This is a genomic window from Alkalibacterium sp. m-11 (assembly GCF_054658155.1).
Map to the genome: position 1 here is coordinate 1 of NZ_BAAGIR010000382.1, position 411 is coordinate 411.

Here is a 411-nt window from a genome sequence, read left to right on the forward strand (position 1 = left end):
AGTTTAATTTTGTTTCCTGAGACACGAATATTCTTATTTGTCTGCTTGGTCGTATACGATTGACGATGATGCTTTTTACTTTTAAACCGAGGATAGTCTTTTTTCTTCTGAAAAAAACCATCAAAAGCATCTGCTAAGTGTTCCAAACTCGCTTGGAGAGCAATACTGTCCGGTTCTTTCAGCCACCAAGTATCTACCTGTTTTTTAAGCTGAGTCAAAACAGCGGAACATTTAGTATTGGATAAGCCCTTTCCAGTTTCTTTATATGTCGTCGTCCATTCATTTAAGAAATGATTATAGACAAAGCGAGCAGATCCGATTGTTTTGTTTATCTGCTCTTTCTGTTTTTCATTGGGGTAGAGACGAAATTTATACGCTTTATTCTTGAACATACATTCCCCTCCTCTTTGT

At 36.7% G+C, this 411-nt stretch carries 1 protein-coding gene; it reads right to left on the minus strand.

The features are described from left to right. Nucleotides 1–392 (minus strand): helix-turn-helix domain-containing protein (locus ACYQ2O_RS12900; RefSeq protein WP_459796795.1); only part of this gene is annotated, 392 nt, incomplete at its 3' end. Nucleotides 393–411: the final 19 nt, after the last annotated feature.